The following is a 492-nucleotide window of genomic DNA, read 5'->3' on the forward strand; positions in this document are numbered from 1 at the left end:
CCGTGCCCAGCCGGCGGGGACGATGCCGTAGCCGGGGAGCCGGGCGGGTTCGGCGTCGCCTTGGAAGAGGGTGCGGTCGGTCATGACGAGCTGGATTTCGACGCCGCTGATTCCTGCGGGGGTACCGGTGGTGCGTTCGACGAGGGTGTCGGCCATGATCTGTCCCCGGGTGCGGGTCTCCTCTCCGGCGTTGCGGAGCGTGTCGGCGTGCCGGGACAGGGCCGCGTGCACGGCCACGCCTTGGGCGACGGGAAGCAGGGCGGTCAGGTAGGTCATGGTGTCCGGTGCCGGGCGGAGGCTGACGTGGCGTTCGGTGGCGGCGTGGCTGGCGCGTTCGGTGACGGTGCGGGGGTCCCGCCGGTAGGCCGCGGCCCGGGCGGCCGCGAGGATGGCCTTGTCCCCGGCGCCGTCGAAAGTGCCGGTGTCGGCGGCCAGTTCCTCGTCCACGGCGCAGCGGTCTTCGGCGGACAGGCAGGCTGTTTCCTTCACGAG

General features: G+C 73.0%; 1 pseudogene. It reads right to left on the minus strand.

Features of this window, described 5'->3' with window-relative positions:
- A pseudogene (locus tag BMF89_RS14155) lies at positions 1-492 on the minus strand (DUF222 domain-containing protein); the annotation flags it as partial.

The sequence above is a fragment of the Arthrobacter sp. SRS-W-1-2016 genome, assembly GCF_002009585.1.
Classification (GTDB): domain Bacteria; phylum Actinomycetota; class Actinomycetes; order Actinomycetales; family Micrococcaceae; genus Arthrobacter; species Arthrobacter bambusae_A.